The sequence below is a fragment of the Stenotrophomonas beteli genome, from assembly GCF_001431665.1.
Lineage (GTDB): Bacteria > Pseudomonadota > Gammaproteobacteria > Xanthomonadales > Xanthomonadaceae > Stenotrophomonas > Stenotrophomonas beteli.
The window spans coordinates 193,688-211,353 of the sequence record NZ_LLXV01000055.1; the positions used below are offsets into that span (position 1 = coordinate 193,688).

Below are 17,666 nucleotides of genomic sequence, written 5' to 3' on the forward strand. Positions count from 1 at the left end.
GTCGACCAGGCACTCACCGATGGCATTGGCAGAGCGGCCTGACAGCGGGATGCGGCGTCTGCCGATGGTTGCGCGCGTGATGTCATGGAAGGCTGGGCCATGCGCCTGTCGCCCACCAACGCCCTCCACGGCATGTTCCACACGCTGCTTCATCTGCTCATGCCGTTGCGCTGCCTGGTCTGCGGCGACCCGGGCCACGATGGACTTGATCTCTGTGATGCCTGCCTGGCCGGGCTGCCCTGGTCCGGCCGGGCCTGCCTGCGCTGCGCGTTGCCGTTGCCCGACACCGCGTTGATCGTCTGCGGCACCTGCCGCGAGGAGGTACCGCCCCAGGCCGCCACGCATGCCAGCCTGCTGTACCTGCCACCTGTGGATCAGCTGCTGGTGCGCTACAAGTTCCGCCAGGATCTGGCGGCAGGCCGCCTGCTGGCACAGCTGATGCAGCGCGCACCGCCGCCCTGGTCATGCCCACCGTTGGTGCCGGTGCCGCTGCACCATCGTCGGTTGCGCCAGCGCGGCTACAACCAGGCCGCGGAACTGTGCCGCCTGCTGCCGATGCCGGTCTGGCATGGCCTATACCGGCGTCGGCACACCGCTCCGCAGTCCGAGCGCAGCGCCGAACAGCGCCGGGAGAACCTGTTCGATGCCTTCGATGTACGCGGGCCAGTGCCTGCACGGTTGACCGTAGTGGACGATGTGATGACCACGGGCAGCACTGTCATGGAGATTGCCGAGACGCTGCGCCTGGCGGGCGCTGGCGAGGTACGCGTGTGGGTCTGCGCGCGGGTGCCGTGATCGCCGCTTTCATGCGGAGCGGCTAGGATGGGACCGATTCCGGATCGAAGGAGTGGCCATGAATTCCCCCTTGTCTCCCTTGCTGTCGGCAGTTGGGCGCAGCTGGTGGATCCTGCTGCTGTATGGGCTCGTCGCACTGGGCTTCGGCATCGTTGCCATTGGCCGGCCGCTGTCGGCAGCGATGGCACTGGCGTGGACGCTGGGGGTGATGGCCATCGTTGAAGGTGTCATCAGCCTGTTCGCACTGATCAGCGGCGGTAGCGGCGCTTCGCGTGGCTGGCTGGCGCTGTATGCCATCGCCTCGCTGGGATTCGGCATCCTGGCGGTGATCAATCCGCTGGCCACCGCCAGCGTGCTGGTGCTGTTCCTGGCGGCGTGGCTGCTGGTGGCCGGCATCTATCGCATCGTGTTCGCGATCCGCGTGCGCAAGCAGATCCAGGGTGAGTGGCTGCTGATTCTCAGCGGTGTGCTGGCGGTGGTGCTGGGCCTGCTGTTTGCCGCCAATCCGTATGCAGGCGTGGCGGTGACCACGCTGTGGATCGGCATCGGCAGCCTGCTGTACGGGCTGCTGCAGGTGCTGGTGGCGTTCAAGCTGCGAAAGCTGAAATGAGGCCCGCGCGTGCGGTGTTGCTGGCGGTGGCGCTGGTGCTGGCCGGCTGCATGCCGGCGGCCACGCCCAGCGCCCCGGTGGAGCCGGATCGCCCGCCACTTCCCGGTGTGGATGTGCGCCTGAGCGCAGTCGACGCTGCCGGCAAGGGCGCGCCGGCGCGGTGGCGTGACGAGACATTGGCCCTGCGAGAGCCCCCGATTGCCAGCAGCGCGGACATCGCCGATGTGCGCTCTGTGCAGGATGATTACGGCCAGACGGCGTTGCAGATCCGCTATCGAGCCGAGGCGCACCAGCGCATTCACGATGGGACGGCGGCGATGGTCGGCCAGCGCATCGCGATCAGCGTGGATGGCCGGGTGCTGATGGTGGCGACGGTGCAGGGACCGTTCTCTGAATCGATGAATCTGAGTGGCTTGAACGATGGTGATGCCAAGGCGCTGGAGAAGCACATCACCGGGGCTGCGCCGGTGGAGCGGTAGGAGCGGGAAGGTGCGTGCAGAGGGCGACACATTCTCCTTTTCGGTCGAGGACAGGACGCTCCGGCTCGTCGTGGCGCTGGAAGCTCCATAGAAGATCGAGTCCACCGGCCTTGAATCCCGGGTAGGTGTAGTAGCGTGGATTGCGAACGTCGTCCTCGGAAAATCGCGACGTCATCCGATAGGCCCTGGCGCAGTGACCATTGATGTACTGACGCGACGGCGATGGATCTGCCCTCGGTAGCGGCCAGTCGGTGATGTAGCTTTCGTCCAGGGCCGGGCAGAGCATTCCGCCGTCAACTACGTATGCGTACGCTCCAGGATCGCCCGTTCGACCGGCGGAGCGTATCTGTCCAAGCCTTGTTTCAGAGCCTAATGACGGCATCAGGTAGTAGACATTCGCAGTGGGCCAGAGGCGGATGCCAGAGACGCGAATCTCCATCAATTGATCGCCAATTGCGTTAGGCTCGTTCGAATCAATGACCACACCTTCCCGGTCAAAGATGTAGAAGTACTCTCGATTGTGCGCCGCCGGATTGCCGTGGGAAATGATGGCGCGATAGGGCCAGTCCGCAGGAGGGTGATAGCTGCCTGTTCCATAAGGCGGAGGTGCTATCGAACCAAAGGGAAGGTTCCAGTGAGCGCGCTCGTCTGGCGGAGTGACGTCAACATACGGATCCTGGCCTTCCTCGGGCCGGCACTCATAGATGCGTCCTTCCACAGTACGGATGGTAGCGGGTGGTTCCGGGCAGTTGATGGGGCCGAGTGCATTTCCGGGTAGTCGATCAAAATCCATCTGCGCGCCTGCAAGTGCTACAACTAGAGAGAGTACGGTCATGTTCACGGCTGGTCGGTTCCTGTGCTTATATGGATATGGTGCACATGCGTCGAATCAGTCCTGAAAGCCTCTTCTTGGGCTAGCTCTGGAGTTGCAACGCTAAGATCGCCGTTGGTTAGTGCCCACGGTCCACCCAACCAGCCTGCCATCCCTTGCGCTCGCGCATTGGCCTCATCGCCCTGCGCCTGCTCGATGCGCCAGGCCAGGCCGGCCTCGGCCAGCAGGCGGGTGACGACGCGGTACTGGGTGGTGATCGCGCGCGCCGGCAGTTCGGCCTGCACGTCGAAGCGGAACACCGCCTGCGGGTAGTCGGCGAAGATCTGTTCGCAGATCGCGCGGGTATCCAGGTCCTGGAAGATCACCGCGTTGCGACGCAGGCGCAGCAGCGCGGTCCACGGTTCGAGGATCAGGCGGTAGCGGGCCAGGCCGCCGTCGCTGCCCAGCTGCGCCGCTTCGGTGCACAGCCCGTGCAACTGGCGCAGCGCGCCGTCGGCCTGGCGCAGCTGCAGGGTCAGCGGCTGTTCCAGCCACGGCTCCAGGTCCAGGAACGCGTCGGTGGACAGGCAGTCGATCTGCAGGCGGTTGTCGCCGCACACCGATTCGATGCCTTCGAAGCGTTCGACGACCCACGCCTCTTGCAATCCCTGCAGACGCAGCAAGCGGGGTTGGCGGGCGTCGAGTGTGATCGCCCGCGCCAGTGCGACAACAGCGGCTTCCGTGCCCATGCAGGATCCCCCTGGGTAGTGGGAGAACTGTTGGGCAGGAAGCCACCACTGGCGGCGTGTTAGCCCATTCCTGTGGAGTGCATCACGCTTGCCGACATCAGATCAGGCTGTTCGCGACAAACTCCCGGGAAACAGGCTGTGCATTTACGACGCGCTACTCAACCGCGCTTCGCCGCAAACCGCGCTTCGATCTCCTCCAGTGACTTGCCCTTGGTTTCCGGCAGCCACAACGCGGCCACCAGGAAGAACACAAAAGTACATGCCGCCCAGAACACGAACATGCTGGCGTAGCCGTAGTGGCCCACCGTAGGCAGGAAGATGGCGGCGATGGTGGTCGACACGAACTGGTTGATCAGCAGTGCGATGCTCATGCCGTTGGAACGGATGCGGTTGGGCATCAGCTCCGACAACGCCAGCCACACGCAGACGCCGGGGCCGACCGCGAAGAACGCGACGAATACCAGGATACAGGCGGCCACGGCCCAGCCGTGTGCCGGCGGCGGCACCGGACCGATGCGAGCCTGTTCGATGCGCAGCGGCGCCTGGGCGGCGCTGGCGGGGTCGGCGAACGGGTTCAGATGGAGCTTGCGGAAGAAGGCACCGATCACGCTGTCCGGCTGCACGGTACCGGCGCGTTCGATGCGCAGCTCGCGGTCGGTCAGGTTGTCGCTGCGCAGGGCGCGCACATTGGTGAAATCGTCATAGGCGTATGACACCGTCAGTTGCATGGGCCGGCCTTCATTGTCGATGCCGCCGCCCAGACGCTGCCACTGCGCGTCATCCAGCACCAGCTGCAGGCCATCGGCGCTGACCGCCGCCTGCAGTTGCGGCTGCACGTCGGCGCGGCCACGTTCGGCCTGGAAGAACAATGCCGCTGCGGCCAGCAGGGCTACGCAGATGCCACCGCTGCCGAGCATCAGCAGGAATTTGCGGCCCTTGCGGTCGACCAGCAGCAGCGCCACCACGGTCATCACCGCGTTGAGCAGCTTGATCGCCACGTCGGCGCCGTTGGCGACCGAGCCGGACAGGCCGGCCTGGTTGAGGATGTTCACCGCGTAGGCCAGCACCGAGTTGATGCCGGTGGCCTGGGTGCAGGCCAGCACCACGCAGGCCAGCACGAACGGCACCACGTAGCGGCGGCTGAGCAGCGGGTCGCGCCTGCCATCGCTGCTGCTCGATTCCGGCGCCAGAATCTGCGCCAGCGTGGTCTCCACCTGCGCCGCCGGCAACACGCGTTGCAGGCTGCGGCGGGCGTCGTCGATGCGACCGCGCCGCACCAGCCAGCGCGGCGATTCGGAGAGCCAGAAGATGCCGGCGCAGAACAGCAGGCCTGGCGCCAGGCAGCTCCAGAAGATGGTGCGCCAGGCGTGATCCTTCACCGTGAACAGTTCCTGTGCCTGCTGTGCGACCGGCAGCGAACGTACCGCTTCGGCGGCGGCGTCCACTGCATGTGCGTGGTACAGCCCGATCAGTGCGGCCAGCACCAGGCCGATGGTCAGCAGCAGCTGGAACATCGCCGCGCCACGACCGCGGCGCTCGGGGCTGAGGACTTCGGCCAGGTACAGCGGCACCACCACGCCGATCAGGCCACCGCTGACGCCCTGCAGCAGGCGGCCCAGCAGCAGCGGTGTATACCCCGAGGCCAGCGCCATGATCGGAATCGAGGCGGTGAACAGCAGGCCGGCCAGCAGCATCGCTCCGCGGCGGCCGATCAGGTCGGCGACCATGCCGGCGAACAGCGAGGACAGCACGCTGCCCAGCAGTACCGCCGCCACCACGAAGCCGAGCTGCTGGCTGCTGAGCTGCCAGGCGTGGCTTGCAGTTGCTTCAAGATAGGGCAGGGCGCCGGCGATGATGCCGATGTCAATGCCGTACAGCAGGCCGCCGAGGCCGCCGATGAAGAGCAGGTAACGTACGGGCCAGCGCGGAGCGGTGCTTGCAGTCATCGGCATATCCCAGGAGGCGTTTCGGTGCGGATTGCTTTCTGTAAGTCGAGCCATGCTCGACTGATCTTCAGTCCGATATCGAGGTTCCCCGCAGCGCGCGCTGCGCGGTGAGTCGAGCATGGCTCGACTCTACAAATCGACTACGCGCCCGCCCACCACCACCTGCTGCAGGCGCAGTTCGGCATCCAGCACCACCAGGTCGGCGCGGGCGTCAGGCGCGATGCGGCCGCGATCGCCCAGGCCCAGGTAATCGGCCGGGAAGGTGGAAACACGCTGCGAGGCATCGGCCAGCTCCAGGCCGACGCGCACCAGGTTGCGCAGTGCCTGGTCCATGGTCAGCGCGCTGCCGGCCAGCGAGCCGGTGGCCAGGCGCACGCAACCACCACACTTGTGCACGCGCTGCTCGCCCAGTGCGTACTCGCCATCGGGCATGCCGGTGGCGGCAGTGGCATCGGTCACCGCGTACAGGCGCGGAATCGCGCGCGCGGCCAGGCGGATCACGCCGGGGTGGATGTGCTGCAGGTCGGGAATGATCTCGGCGTACTGCGCATGCGCCAGCGCGGCCGCAGCGATGCCTGGGCGATAGTGGTCGACGCCGGTCATGCCGTTGAACAGGTGGGTGAACCCGGACGCGCCCGCCTGCAGTGCAGCCACGCCTTCTTCGTAGGTGCCCGCGCTGTGCCCGAGCTGCACGCGGATGCCCACCGCCGCCAGGGCGGGAATCAATGCGGTATGTTCGCCGATCTCCGGCGCCAGCGTCATCACCCGGATCGGCGCCAGCGCATGCAGTTGTTGCACCAGCGCCAGCGTCGCCTCGATCGTGCGATCGGGCTGCGCGCCCAATCGCTGCGGGCTGATGAAGGGGCCTTCCAGATGCACGCCGGCGATGCACGCCGCATCGGCGTCGGGCGTGGCCATGGCTGCGGCCACCCCCTGCAGCGCGTGCTCGATCTCGTCCAGGCCGGCGGTCATGGTGGTGGCCAGCAGCGTGGTGGTACCGAAGCGCAGATGGGTGCGGGCGATGGTGCGCGCCGCGTCCCCACCCTGCATCAGGTCCACACCGGCCGCGCCATGCACGTGCAGGTCGATGAAACCGGGCAGGATCACCGGCAGCTGCAGGTCGTCTGCGCCGCTGTGGTCATCCACCTGCAGCTGGCGCACATGCGAATCGAAATGAACCTGGCCGCGGCGCCAGCCCAGCGGGGTGAGGATGCGGCCGTGGAGGGAGCGGGTGTCGGTCATGCGGGTGGCTCGGCGATGATCACTTCAATGCCCAGGCGCTGCAGGCCCTCACGGGTCGCGTCGTCGATGCCGGCGTCGGTGATGATGGTGTGGATCTGGTCCAGCCGGGCGATGCGGTGCAGGCTGACACGACCGAACTTGGAGGCATCGGTGAGCACCACGACGCGGCGCGCGCGCTCGACCATGCGGTGGTTGAGGCGGGCTTCGGCCTCGTCGTGGGTGGTCAGGCCGAACTGAAGGTCCAGTCCATCCACGCCCAGGAACAGGGTGTCGAAGCTGTACGAGTTGAGGCTGGCCTCGGCCTGGCTGCCCTGCAGCGACAGCGACTGCTGGCGCAGCAGGCCGCCGGTCAGCAGCACGTTGACGCCGGGCGCGTTGGCCAGTTCCCAGGCGATGTTCAGCCCGTTGGTCATCACCGTCACATCGCGATGCGCGCGCAGGTGGCGGGCCAGCGTCATCGTGGTCGACCCGGAATCGATGATGATGTTGTCGCCGGGCCGTACCAGGCGTGCGGCACACGCACCGATCGATTCCTTCAGCGGCAGGTTCAGCGCGTCCTTTTCGTGGATGTCCTGTTCCTGCGGCGGCGTGCGCACCAGGGTGGCGCCGCCGTGGGTGCGGTGGGCCAGGCCCTGCGCCTCGAAGTGGGTCAGGTCGGCGCGGATGGTCACCGCCGACACGCCGAAGCGCTCGACCAGATCGGCCACCTGCACCGAGCCGTGCTCGATCAGCAGCTGCAGGATCTGTTGCCGGCGGGAGCGGGTGTTGCGCATGGCCATTCTCGGTTTCGCGGGGAAAGGTAGAGATTAGCCGTTCGCCGCAGCCGCGGCAGCCGAGTGTGCGGCATGTGCGCGGGTTCCGGCCTGATTGGCGCTGCACGCACGGGCGTATTCGCCCAGGCACAGGCCGATGCGGTGCTGCACCAGCGCCGCGGGCGTGTTGGCCAGGGTGCCCTCGCGCACGGCACGGTACTGTTCCGGCAGGTACTGGCTGAGCAGCACCAGCGGCGGCGCGTGCTGTTCCAGGTTGGCGAACAGGGTCTGCACCGCCTGCAGCAGCGCCGGCTCGCCCCAGTAGTAGCGGCAGCGGTCACTGAAGGAATAGCTGCGCAGCAGGCGCAGCGCGGCGTCATCGCCCTGGTAGTAGGACTGCCAGTACTTCGGCTGCGCCACCATCACCTCGTCCAGCACCTGCGGCAGGCGCGAGCACTGCGCTGCGGGCAGCAGTGCCGATTCGATCGCGGCCAGCGCGAACAGCGCCTCGCGGTAGGCGAAGGTCGCCGCCGGGCCGAGCTTGAGGATGGCGAAGTGGTCGCGCACCAGCGCGTGCAGGCCGCTTTCGCGCTGGTAGTCGGTGGAGTGCGCTTCGAACACGATGCGCGGCTGCTGTTCGAGGAAGTCGGCCAGCGTGCTGGCGGCAGCGGCGTCGTACTCGTGCACGCTGCTGTGGTCGAAGTCCACGCCCGGCTGCACCACCATCGCGATCACCCGCTGCCACGCATCGCGCAGCTGCGGTGTATCGAACGCCTGCTGGTGGATGGCCAGAGTCTGCGCGGCGGCGGCCGGCGTGGTCACCTGCAGGCCCTCGGCCAGCGAAGCCTCACCACCGGGAATCGGCACTTCGGTACCGATCACGTAGACCGGCGGTGGCAGGCCCTGTTCGGCGGCGGTGCGTTCGGCAATCACGGCCAGCTCGGCCGAGCGCGCAGCGACAATGGCATCGGGCAGCGGCACCGGGTCATCGGCGCAGGACATGCTGCAATCCAGGTGGATCTTGTGGAAGCCGGCGGCGACGTAGGTTTCGATCAGCACGCGCGCATGGGCCATCGCTTCGGCCGCCGGGCGCTTCTGCCAGGCATTCGGGCCGAGGTGGTCACCGCCCAGGATCAGCCGCTCGCGCGGGAAGCCTTCCTCATCGGCCAGCGTGCCGACGTAATCGCGGTACTGCGGCGGGGTCATGCCGGTGTAGCCGCCGAACTGGTCGACCTGGTTGGAGGTGGCCTCGACCAGCAGCACGGTGCCGTGCGCCAGCGCCACGTGCATGGCCGCGCGCAGTACCTGCTCGTTGCTGCAGCAGACGCTGTACAGGCCGACATTGGCGCCGGCGCGGTGGGAAGCAAGCAGGGTCTGCAGCGGGGACATGGTCAGCTCCGGTCAATCAGGAAAACGAAGGTTGGCAGGCGAGCAGGGCGGCACCGCGTGCGCCGCCGGCATCGCCGAAGCGCGGCGGCACGATCGGCGGTACCTGCACGCCGTTGAACAGGTGGGCGGCGATGGCGGCCGGCAGCTGCTGGTACAGCGGTGCGTACTGCGAGAGGCCGCCGCCGAGCACGATCACGTGCGGGTCCAGCGCCAGCACCAGCGCGGCCAGGCTGTGGCCAAGCAGGTCGCGGTGGATGTCCAGCGCCTGGCGCGCACGTGCATCGCCGGCTTGGGCCAGTGTGATCACCGCGCTGGCATCGGCGGCAGTGCCGCCGAGGTGGCGTTCGATCATCGCCAACCCGCTGCCGGATACATAGCGCTCTACGCAGCCCTGCAGGCCGCAGCCACAGTCCAGCAGCGGCAAGCCGTGACGCTGCAGCAGATGGCCGGGCACGCTCCAGTGGCCCCATTCGCCGGCCAGGCCGTTGAAGCCGGACAGCAGCCGGCCCTGCAGGCAGAAGCCGCCGCCGGCGCCAGTGCCGAGGATGGCGCCGAACATGCTGGGGTAACCGTCAGCCGCACCGCCGTGCGCTTCAGACAAGGCAAAGCACTGCAGGTCGTTGCCGAAGTGCAGCGGGCGTTGCAGCCGCGCCTGCAGATCCTGCGCCACGCATTGGCCGGTCAGTGCGGGCACGTTCGCGCTGAGCTGGCGGCCACTGCGGCGGTCACGTACGCCGGGCAGGGCGATGCCAATGGCCGCATCGCTGCGGCCAAGTGCGGCATCGGCCTCGGCCACCAGCGCCACCACTGCCTGCAGGAAGCCTTCGTAGTCCCCTTGCGGGGTACCTACGCGGCGGCGCCAGGTGACCTGCAACGCCGCATCGCACGCCACCAGTTCGATCTTGGTGCCGCCGATGTCGATGCCATAGCAGGCGTTGGCGATCAGCTCAGCCATGATGGATGGTGACGCCCTTGACGACGCGGTTGACGGTGCCGTCCGGGAACGGGTTGTCCGGGGTCAGGCCCAGCGCGGCCGAGCGCTGCAGAGCAAACAGCTGCGCAAAGCCCAGCCACACCGGTGCCAGCCACGGATCGTCCAGCGACGGCACGGTGAGGGTGTAGTCGTCATCGGCACCGATGTCCGAATGCGGGCCGATTGCCAGCACCTGGCCGGCCACGCCGTCGCGGCGCAGCTCTTCCAGCAGGTCCTGTTCGTAGCGGCGCGCCAGCGGCTGCACGCTGCGCAGCACCACCACCAGGGTGTTGCCATCCAGCGTCGACTTCGGGCCATGACGGAAGCCCAGCGGCGTGTTGGCCAGTGCCAGCACGCGGCCGGCGGTCAGCTCCAGCACCTTCAGCGCGCACTCGCGTGCCAGCGCTTCCAGCGGGCCGCTGCCGAGGTAGATGATGCGGTTGAATGGGCGCTGCGCCAGTGCCGCCACCGGGGCATCCCACTGCGTCAGGCCTTCGCGGGCGAGGCCGGCGATCTGCTTCAGGCGCGCCACGCGCGCATCCCACGGCGAACGATCAAACACGGTCAGTGCGGCCAGCAGCATGCAGGTCAGGCTGCTGGTCATGGCAAAGGCGCGGTCGCAGCTGGCCGACGGCATCAGCAGGGTGCAGGTATCGGCACGGCCGGCACCGCGGCGGGCCAGTTCGCCATCGGCGTTGCAGGTGATGTCGAGGAAGCGCGCATCAGCCACGTCGCTGCGCACGCGGTCCACCGCCGCCACGCTTTCCGGGCTGGAACCGCTGCGGCCGAACGACACCAGCAGGGTCGGGCGATCGCGCTGCAGGTACAGCGCCGGATGGGTCAGCAGGCTGGTGGTGTGCACCACACGCACCTCGGCCGGCCACTGCGCATTGATCGCATCGGCCACCATTTCGGCGATGAAGCCGGAGCTGCCGGCGCCGGTGAACAACACCCGCTGCTTGGGATCGTTGAGGCTGTCGCCGAGGAAGGCCTGCAGGCGGTCGCGGGCACGCGACAGGTCCTGGGCGAGGGTGTCCCACAGCGCGGGCTGCTGGGCGATTTCGGTTGCGGTATCGGCTCCGCCCAGGCGCTGCCAGGCGGACACATCGGAAAGCAGGGTGACGTCCATTCGGAGGTTCCAGTTGGGCCAGCGCACCATCTGCGTTTTCTTTCGAAATGTCAAATACCGAAAGCAAAAAGAAAGAAAATACGACGTCGATTTCGTCCTGCCCAACGCGGTCCAGAAAACGAAAGAAGCGGCCGCATGCCGTATCGCACAATGCTTAACACGCTTCTGCAAGCGGTTACACAAAGTATTGCAACGCAACAACTTTCGTTTCAAGGGAATATATCTTCCTTTTTCCTTTCAATTTGTTGACATCTTTCGAATCGCTGCCCTAGAGTCGGCCCAATCGCTTTCGAAACGCCCGGTGAACGGGTTGGGAGTCCGCGTGGAAAACTGCGTTCGTCGCTCGCCGCTGCTGCTGGCCCTGTGGCCGGCATTGATGCTGGCGTCCACGTCGGCCCACGCCGAACCGGTCGGCAACCTGCGTTCGGTTGCCGCCAGCGCCAGCCGCGACGGCGTGCAGGGCTGGGACCTGCAGACCGACAAGGGCGCACGCATCCGCATCGAACTGCCGGCGACCGACATCATCCGCGTGCAGGCCGGCCGCAACGGCACGCTGACCGGTGCCGGCGACAAGGCGGCACCGATCGTGCTGCCGCAGCCCAAGGCGAACGTGCAGGCGCAGCTGGAAGAAGATGCACAGGAAATCCGCCTGCGTACCGACGCGCTGGTCCTGCATGTACAGCGGCAGCCGCTGCGCATGCGCCTGGAACGCCTGGACAACGGCCAGCCCACCGCGCTGTGGCAGGAGCTGCAGCCGCTGGACCTGGATGCCACGCAGAGCGTGCAGGTGCTGTCCTCGCAGGCCGATGAGGGCTACTTCGGTGGTGGCCAGCAGAATGGCCGTTACCAGTTCAAGGGCCGCGAGCTGGAGGTGTCCTATTCCGGCGGCTGGGAAGAGGGTGACCGCCCGAGCCCGGCGCCGATGCTGCTCAGCAGCCGTGGTTGGGGCATGCTGCGCAACACCTGGAGCGATGGCAGCTACGACCTCCGCCAGCCCGACCAGGCCACGCTGCTGCATCGCGAAGACCGTTTCGATGCCTATTACTTCGTCGGCGCGGATCTGCCCAAGCTGATCGAGCGCTATACCCAGCTGACCGGCCGCCCGAACATGGTCGCGCGCTGGGCGCTGTCCTACGGCGATGCCGACTGCTACAACGACGGTGACAACGCCAAGAAGCCCGGCACCGTGCCCGAAGGCTGGAGCGACGGCCCGACCGGCACCACGCCGGATGTGATCAACAGCGTGGCCAAGCAGTACCGCGCCAATGACATGCCCGGCGGCTGGATCCTGCCCAACGATGGCTACGGCTGCGGCTACAAGCAGCTGCCCGAGACCGTGCAAGGCCTGGCGAAGTACGGCTTCCGCACCGGCCTGTGGACCGAGAACGGCGTCGACAAGATTGCCTGGGAAGTGGGCAAGGCTGGCAGCCGCGTGCAGAAGCTGGACGTGGCCTGGACCGGCAAGGGCTACCAGTTTGCGATGGACGCCAACCGCCAGGCGTTCAACGGCATCCTCGACAACTCCGATTCGCGTCCGTTCCTGTGGACGGTGATGGGCTGGGCCGGCATCCAGCGCTACGCGGTGGCGTGGACCGGCGACCAGAGCAGCAGCTGGGATTACATCCGCTGGCACGTGCCGACCCTGGTTGGTTCGGGACTGTCCGGCATGGCTTACGCCAGCGGCGACGTCGATGCGATCTTCGGCGGTAGCGCCGAGACCTTTACCCGCGACCTGCAGTGGAAGGCGTTCACCCCGGTGCTGATGGGCATGAGCGGCTGGTCGTCGAACGCGCGCAAGCATCCATGGTGGTACGACGAGCCCTACCGCAGCATCAACCGCGACTACCTGAAGCTGAAGATGCGCCTGACCCCGTACATGTATGGGCTGGTGCACGAGGCCGCGCAGACCGGTGCACCGCCGGTGCGTGGCCTGATGTGGGACAACCCGCGCGATCCGCATGCGCAGGATGAGACCTACAAGTACCAGTTCCTGCTCGGCCGCGACCTGCTGGTCGCGCCGGTGTACCGCAGCCAGGCGGCCAGCCGTGGCTGGCGCCGCGACATCCACCTGCCGGCCGGCGGCTGGATCGACTACTGGGATGGCCGCCGCGTGCAGGCCGGCGCCGGCGGCCGCCAGCTCGACCGCCAGGTGGACCTGGCCACGCTGCCACTGTTCGTGCGGGCCGGTGCGATCCTGCCGATGTACCCGTCGATGCTGTTCGACGGCGAGAAACCGCTCGACGAGGTGACGTTCGACCTGTACCCGCAGGGCGACTCGCAGTACACGTTGTACGAAGACGATGGCAACACGCGCCGCTACCAGCAGGGCGAGTCGAGCACGCAGCAGATCCGCGTGCAGGCGCCGGTGCAGGGCAGTGGCCCGGTGCAGGTGCAGATCGACCCGGTGCAGGGCCAGTACAACGGTCAGCTCGCGCAGCGCCGATATGGCCTGCGCGTGCTCAGCCGCCAGGCGCCGCGTGCGGTGCAGGCCGGGGGGCGCGCGCTGCCGGTGCTGGCCGATGCGGCAGCGTTCAACAACGCCAGCGAAGGCTGGTACTTCGATGCCAAGGAACGCCGTGGCACGCTGCACGTGCGTACCGCCACCCAGGACATCCGCCAGCCGCTGCAACTGCAGTTGGACTTTGCAGTCGCTGCCGCAGCCGTCGATGATGCCTATCCGGCCGCCCCGGTGCTGGGCCGCGAACTGCCGGCCGACAGCCTGCTGGTGGTCAACCGCCCGGCTGAAGAGCCCGGCCACGCGCTGGAGAACGCCTTCGACGACGATCCGGCCACCTGGTTCCGCAGCGTGCGCAACCAGGCCGTGCGCACCGGCGCCCACGAATGGGTGATCGGCTTCGGCGAGCGGAAGATGATCGATGGCATCGACATCGCGCCGCGCAACGACAAGAACTGGAAGCACGGCCAGGTGCGCGATTACGAGGTGTACCTGGGCGACAGCAACGGCGAGTGGGGCGAGCCGATCGCGCGTGGCCGCCTGCAATTGAAGGAAGGCGTGCAGCGCATCGACTTCCCGGCCCATGCCGGCCGCCTGCTGCGTTTCCGCGTGCTGAGCGTGCAGAACCCGGAAGGCGACGGTGCCAGCAGCACCGACCCGATGGTGACCGCTGCCCAGGGCAGCGCCCGCGCGTTCGACGCACTGCAGCCGCGCGACGTCGGCCCGATCGCACTGTCCACCTTCCACATCCTTGAACACCAGGAACCAGAACGACCGGCCCGGCAGCGCTATCTCTCCGAACTGCCGGTGCCGGCCGCGCTGGCCAGCCAGCTGCGCGCGGACCAGTCGTTCCGTGGCGACGCCGGCATGCGCATGAACGGCCTGCAGTTCCGCCGGGGCCTGGGTGTTGGCGCCAACAGCCGCATCGACCTGCGCCTGCAGGGCGGCTGGCACCTGCTGCGCGCCGATCTTGGCATCGATGACGCCTGCCGCAACGCCGGTGGCCTGCAGTTCCAGGTCTGGGGCGACAACCGCCTGCTGTACGACAGCGGCCTGGTGAAGGCGCCCGGCGTAGTCAAGCCGGAGCTGGACATCCGTGGCCTTTCCACACTGAGCCTGCGCACGCTGGGCGCGCAGGGCAGCCAACCCGCCCAGGTCTGTGCCAACTGGGCCAACGCCGTGCTGATCGGCCAGGAGGGCGACTCCGCCAGCATCGTCGCCCCATGACCCCCACGTAACACCGCTCCTCCCCCGCCCATTCCGACTGCGGCCCTGACGGCCGTGGCCCGGGAGCGTTTTGCCCGCCGAACGCCTACGCGCCCACTTATCGCGCTGCACCCCTGCCAGGAGAGAACCCCGATGTTGCCCGCTCGCCACCACCGCCCCCCCTGTCGTTCGATCGCTCCGCTGTCGCTGGCCATCGCCGGCGCGCTGCTGTCGGTCGCCGTTCCCGCCTTCGCCCAGGACAGCAAGGACAACGCCACCGACCTGGCCCGCATCGAGGTCACCGGTTCCAACATCCGCCGCACCGACGTTGAAACCGCCTCGCCGGTGCAGGTGATCAGCAAGCAGGACATCCAGAACATGGGCGCGCGCACGCTGCTGCAGGTGCTCGACAACCTGCCAGCCGCACGCCCGGCGCAGCAGGATGCGCGTTCGCTGTTTACCGGTTCCGACGGTGCCTCGCAGGCCAACCTGCGTGGCCTGGGCGCGCAGGGCACGCTGGTGCTGCTGAACGGCCGTCGCCTGTCGTACTACGGCGCGCCGGCCGGCTTCCAGACCCAGTTCGTCAACATCGATGCGATCCCGGCGGCGGCCATCGAGCGCATGGAAGTGCTGACCGACGGCGCCTCGGCGGTCTACGGCACCGACGCGGTGGCCGGCGTGATCAACGTGATCACCAAGCGCAACTTCCAGGGTGCCGAGATCAACTTCACCAACGACACTTCGTCGCGCATCGATTCCTACGGAGAGCGCCAGGCCAGCATCACCGCAGGTTTTGGTGACCTGGCCGAGAACCGCTTCAACATCTACGGCGCGGTGAACATGTACCGCCGCGACGCGATCCCGCTGAGCGATTTCTACGACAAGCGCCCCGACCAGTACTACGTCAACAACCCTAACTACCTCAACAACCTGCGCCTGGGCGTGGGCAGCAAGCCTGGCGAGTTCAACCCGGGCACCTACTTCGCCTTCGACCCGGTCACCGGCCGCCGCGTGCAGGAAGCTGCGCCGGGCTGCAGGAACGTGCTGACCAGTGAAGCGGCCGGCCCGCGTTGCGTCTGGGAAACCTGGATGAACAACGAGATCGACGCCGGTGCCAAGTCCGAGCGCAACACCGCCTACCTCAACGGCACCTTCCTGGTCGGTGACAGCACCGAGATCTTCGCTGAGGCGACCTACACCGACATCGACCTGCGCGCCAACGGCGGCACGCCGCGCACCTACGGCACCACCACCGGCAACCCGACCAGCTGGTTTTCGCGCAATACCGGCAACACCGTCAACCAGTTCCTGTACCCGTTCCTGGGCCCGAACAACGAGTACAACCACGCCAGCCCGCAGATGAAGGCGATGATGGGCGGTGTGGTCGGCCTGAACTACCTGCTGCAGGATGCCGGCCCGAACTATTTCGGCCAGCGCAATACCGACAAGAGCTACCGCGTGCTGGCCGGCGCGCGTGGCAACCGCGGTGACTGGAACTGGGAAACCGCGTTCGCCAGTGCCGGTACCCACTCCACCACCTACCAGACGATCAACGTCAACACCAAGGGCTTCGAGAAGGCCTTCGGCCCGTACACGATCGATCCGGGCACCGGCCGCGTGATCATCTCCGACCATCCGGCGTACAAGTTCGGCGAGATCAGCGAAGCCAACGCCGCGCTGATCCGCGAAGCGTTCCCGACCTTCGACATCCAGTCGTGGACCCGCCTGCACACCCTGGACGGCAAGATCGAAGGCCCGCTGTTCCAGCTGCCGGCCGGTGAGATGCGCGCGGCATTCGGCTTCAACGCCAGCCGCGAAACCTTCTACACCCCGGGCAATGCCGATGCTGCCAACGGCCTGATCACCCAGCAGGGTGGTTCGTGGTTCGATGGCAAGCGCAACACCTATGCGCTGTTTGCCGAGACCGTGGCACCGATCACCGACAAGCTGGAACTGGATGCGGCGGTGCGCGTGGACAAGTACCCGAACTTCAGCGCCAACGTGGCACCGAAGATCGGCTTCAAGTACCAGGCGTTCGACCAGTTGATGCTGCGCGGCACGTACTCCACCGGCTTCCGTGCACCCAGCCTGGCCGAGTCCGGCAATGGTGGCGTGTTCGCGCAGCTGGGCGGCTTCCGTGACGAGCTGCGCTGCAACGAGACCAACGCCATCGCCAACCTGTTGCTGAAGTCGCAGCGGCCGGGTGATGTCGACCTGGGCAAGAACCTGCTGAACGTCGACTGCAGCCGCACCGTTGCCCGCATGACCCAGCCGAACAAGGACCTGAAGCCGGAGAAGGCAAAGATCGCCACCCTCGGCTTCGTCTATGAGCCGGCGACCTGGCTGTCGGTGTCGGCCGACTACTGGTTCATCTACCGTGACAATGAAATCGTCGCGCCGGATTACCGCCGCATGGAAGACATCATCTCGATGTCGCGCTCTCCAATCACCGACAGCGATCGCGCCAACCTGGCGCAGCTGGCCTCGATGTGCTCGGACCCGGCCAGCGGCGTGAGCTGCCCGTCGGTGCTGCCGGGCTACTCGGCCGGCAACGTCGCCAGCGTGGTGGGCCAGTACAAGAACCGCGGCAAGACCCTGATCGACGGCTTCGACATCGATGCGCGCAGCCGCTTCCCGCTGGGTGACTGGGGCAACCTGAACCTCGGCCTGGCCGCCACCATCGCCAACCGCAACCGCTTCTACATGGATGAAGCCAGCGGCTGGTACTACGGCGATGTTGTGGGCTATTACAACAACCCGCGCCTGCGTGCCACGCTCAACGCGGACTGGACCTACAAGCAGGTCACCACCAGCATGTTCGTCAATTATGTCGGTGGCACCAAGTGGGCCACCGACCAGATCGACGAAGAGAGCAACAACAAGGAAACCTGCACCGGCGGCTACCTGGCCCTGCAGAAGAGCAAGTGTGATGGTGCGCCGTCGTGGTGGACCGCCAACATGAGCGTCACCTGGCGCCCGGATGATGCGTGGAACCTGAGCTTTACCGTCAAGAACCTGTTCAATCGCCTGCCGTTCTACGATCCGAACAGCTTCCTGGGTGACTCCAGTGACTACGCAACCATCTTCGGCCGTGGTTACAGTGTGACCATCGGCTACCGTTTCAAGTAAT

General features: G+C 66.9%; 13 protein-coding genes. 5 read left to right on the top strand and 8 right to left on the bottom strand.

Features of this window, described 5'->3' with window-relative positions; genetic code table 11:
• Positions 1 to 99 precede the first annotated feature (99 nt).
• From ARC23_RS14880 to ARC23_RS14890, 3 genes are read left to right on the top strand one after another with little or no spacing between them, the layout of a single operon-like run.
• The gene (locus ARC23_RS14880) at positions 100 to 795 is read left to right on the top strand and encodes a ComF family protein (RefSeq protein WP_057497914.1); all 696 of its coding nucleotides are present in this window, start codon (positions 100 to 102) and stop codon (positions 793 to 795) included.
• Between the two features lie 58 nt (positions 796 to 853).
• On the top strand, positions 854 to 1,405 hold the full coding sequence (locus ARC23_RS14885) for an HdeD family acid-resistance protein (protein WP_057497915.1): 552 nt from the start codon (positions 854 to 856) through the stop codon (positions 1,403 to 1,405).
• Positions 1,402 to 1,884 (top strand): SecDF P1 head subdomain-containing protein, encoded by a 483-nt coding sequence (locus ARC23_RS14890; protein ID WP_057497916.1) that lies wholly within the window; start codon positions 1,402 to 1,404, stop codon positions 1,882 to 1,884. The genes ARC23_RS14885 and ARC23_RS14890 overlap by 4 nt, the downstream gene beginning before the upstream one ends.
• On the opposite strand, the gene ARC23_RS20840 is transcribed toward ARC23_RS14890, so the two are convergent.
• The 8 genes from ARC23_RS20840 to ARC23_RS14925 form a co-directional block, all read right to left on the bottom strand.
• Positions 1,856 to 2,725, bottom strand: coding sequence for a hypothetical protein (locus ARC23_RS20840; protein WP_152985273.1), 870 nt, complete (start codon positions 2,723 to 2,725; stop codon positions 1,856 to 1,858). The genes ARC23_RS14890 and ARC23_RS20840 overlap by 29 nt on opposite strands.
• Positions 2,722 to 3,444 carry a type VI secretion system Vgr family protein gene (locus tag ARC23_RS14895; RefSeq protein WP_238985249.1) on the bottom strand — a complete coding sequence of 241 codons (723 nt, stop codon included), beginning with the start codon at positions 3,442 to 3,444 and terminating at the stop codon, positions 2,722 to 2,724. Before ARC23_RS14895 ends, ARC23_RS20840 begins: the two co-directional genes overlap by 4 nt.
• A gap of 158 nt (positions 3,445 to 3,602) precedes the next feature.
• A complete protein-coding gene (locus tag ARC23_RS14900) occupies positions 3,603 to 5,390 on the bottom strand; it encodes an MFS transporter (protein WP_057497981.1) in 1,788 nt (595 codons plus the stop codon).
• A 129-nt stretch (positions 5,391 to 5,519) separates the two neighbouring features.
• Positions 5,520 to 6,632 carry an N-acetylglucosamine-6-phosphate deacetylase gene (nagA, locus tag ARC23_RS14905; protein ID WP_057497918.1) on the bottom strand — a complete coding sequence of 371 codons (1,113 nt, stop codon included), beginning with the start codon at positions 6,630 to 6,632 and terminating at the stop codon, positions 5,520 to 5,522.
• Complete coding sequence (locus tag ARC23_RS14910) at positions 6,629 to 7,405, bottom strand: DeoR family transcriptional regulator (protein ID WP_057497982.1); 777 nt, start codon at positions 7,403 to 7,405, stop codon at positions 6,629 to 6,631. Before ARC23_RS14910 ends, nagA begins: the two co-directional genes overlap by 4 nt.
• A gap of 33 nt (positions 7,406 to 7,438) precedes the next feature.
• Positions 7,439 to 8,773, bottom strand: a complete 1,335-nt coding sequence (locus tag ARC23_RS14915) for a D-tagatose-bisphosphate aldolase, class II, non-catalytic subunit (RefSeq protein WP_057497919.1) — start codon at positions 8,771 to 8,773, stop codon at positions 7,439 to 7,441.
• Between the two features lie 16 nt (positions 8,774 to 8,789).
• Positions 8,790 to 9,728 (bottom strand): ROK family protein, encoded by a 939-nt coding sequence (locus ARC23_RS14920; RefSeq protein ID WP_057497920.1) that lies wholly within the window; start codon positions 9,726 to 9,728, stop codon positions 8,790 to 8,792.
• Entirely contained in the window at positions 9,721 to 10,875 is a 1,155-nt protein-coding gene (locus ARC23_RS14925; RefSeq protein ID WP_057497921.1) for an SIS domain-containing protein, read from the bottom strand. The genes ARC23_RS14920 and ARC23_RS14925 overlap by 8 nt, the downstream gene beginning before the upstream one ends.
• A 322-nt stretch (positions 10,876 to 11,197) precedes the next feature.
• Here ARC23_RS14925 and ARC23_RS14930 point away from each other — a divergent pair, with 322 nt between their 5' ends.
• Complete coding sequence (locus tag ARC23_RS14930; protein ID WP_057497922.1) at positions 11,198 to 14,557, top strand: TIM-barrel domain-containing protein; 3,360 nt, start codon at positions 11,198 to 11,200, stop codon at positions 14,555 to 14,557.
• Between the two features lie 132 nt (positions 14,558 to 14,689).
• Complete coding sequence (locus ARC23_RS14935; RefSeq protein ID WP_057497923.1) at positions 14,690 to 17,665, top strand: TonB-dependent receptor domain-containing protein; 2,976 nt, start codon at positions 14,690 to 14,692, stop codon at positions 17,663 to 17,665.
• The last annotated feature ends 1 nt before the right edge of the window (position 17,666 follow it).

What these genes read in the sequence shown, in the direction of transcription:
- ARC23_RS14915 (WP_057497919.1), bottom strand. Translation starts at nt 8,773, where the DNA reads ATGTCCCCGCTGCAGACCCTGCTTGCTTCCCACCGCGCCGGCGCCAAT.
- ARC23_RS14920 (WP_057497920.1), bottom strand. Translation starts at nt 9,728, where the DNA reads ATGGCTGAGCTGATCGCCAACGCCTGCTATGGCATCGACATCGGCGGC.
- ARC23_RS14900 (WP_057497981.1), bottom strand. Translation starts at nt 5,390, where the DNA reads ATGACTGCAAGCACCGCTCCGCGCTGGCCCGTACGTTACCTGCTCTTC.
- ARC23_RS14890 (WP_057497916.1), top strand. Translation starts at nt 1,402, where the DNA reads ATGAGGCCCGCGCGTGCGGTGTTGCTGGCGGTGGCGCTGGTGCTGGCC.
- ARC23_RS14910 (WP_057497982.1), bottom strand. Translation starts at nt 7,405, where the DNA reads ATGCGCAACACCCGCTCCCGCCGGCAACAGATCCTGCAGCTGCTGATC.
- ARC23_RS14935 (WP_057497923.1), top strand. Translation starts at nt 14,690, where the DNA reads ATGTTGCCCGCTCGCCACCACCGCCCCCCCTGTCGTTCGATCGCTCCG.
- ARC23_RS14895 (WP_238985249.1), bottom strand. Translation starts at nt 3,444, where the DNA reads ATGGGCACGGAAGCCGCTGTTGTCGCACTGGCGCGGGCGATCACACTC.
- ARC23_RS14885 (WP_057497915.1), top strand. Translation starts at nt 854, where the DNA reads ATGAATTCCCCCTTGTCTCCCTTGCTGTCGGCAGTTGGGCGCAGCTGG.
- ARC23_RS14925 (WP_057497921.1), bottom strand. Translation starts at nt 10,875, where the DNA reads ATGGACGTCACCCTGCTTTCCGATGTGTCCGCCTGGCAGCGCCTGGGC.
- nagA (WP_057497918.1), bottom strand. Translation starts at nt 6,632, where the DNA reads ATGACCGACACCCGCTCCCTCCACGGCCGCATCCTCACCCCGCTGGGC.
- ARC23_RS14880 (WP_057497914.1), top strand. Translation starts at nt 100, where the DNA reads ATGCGCCTGTCGCCCACCAACGCCCTCCACGGCATGTTCCACACGCTG.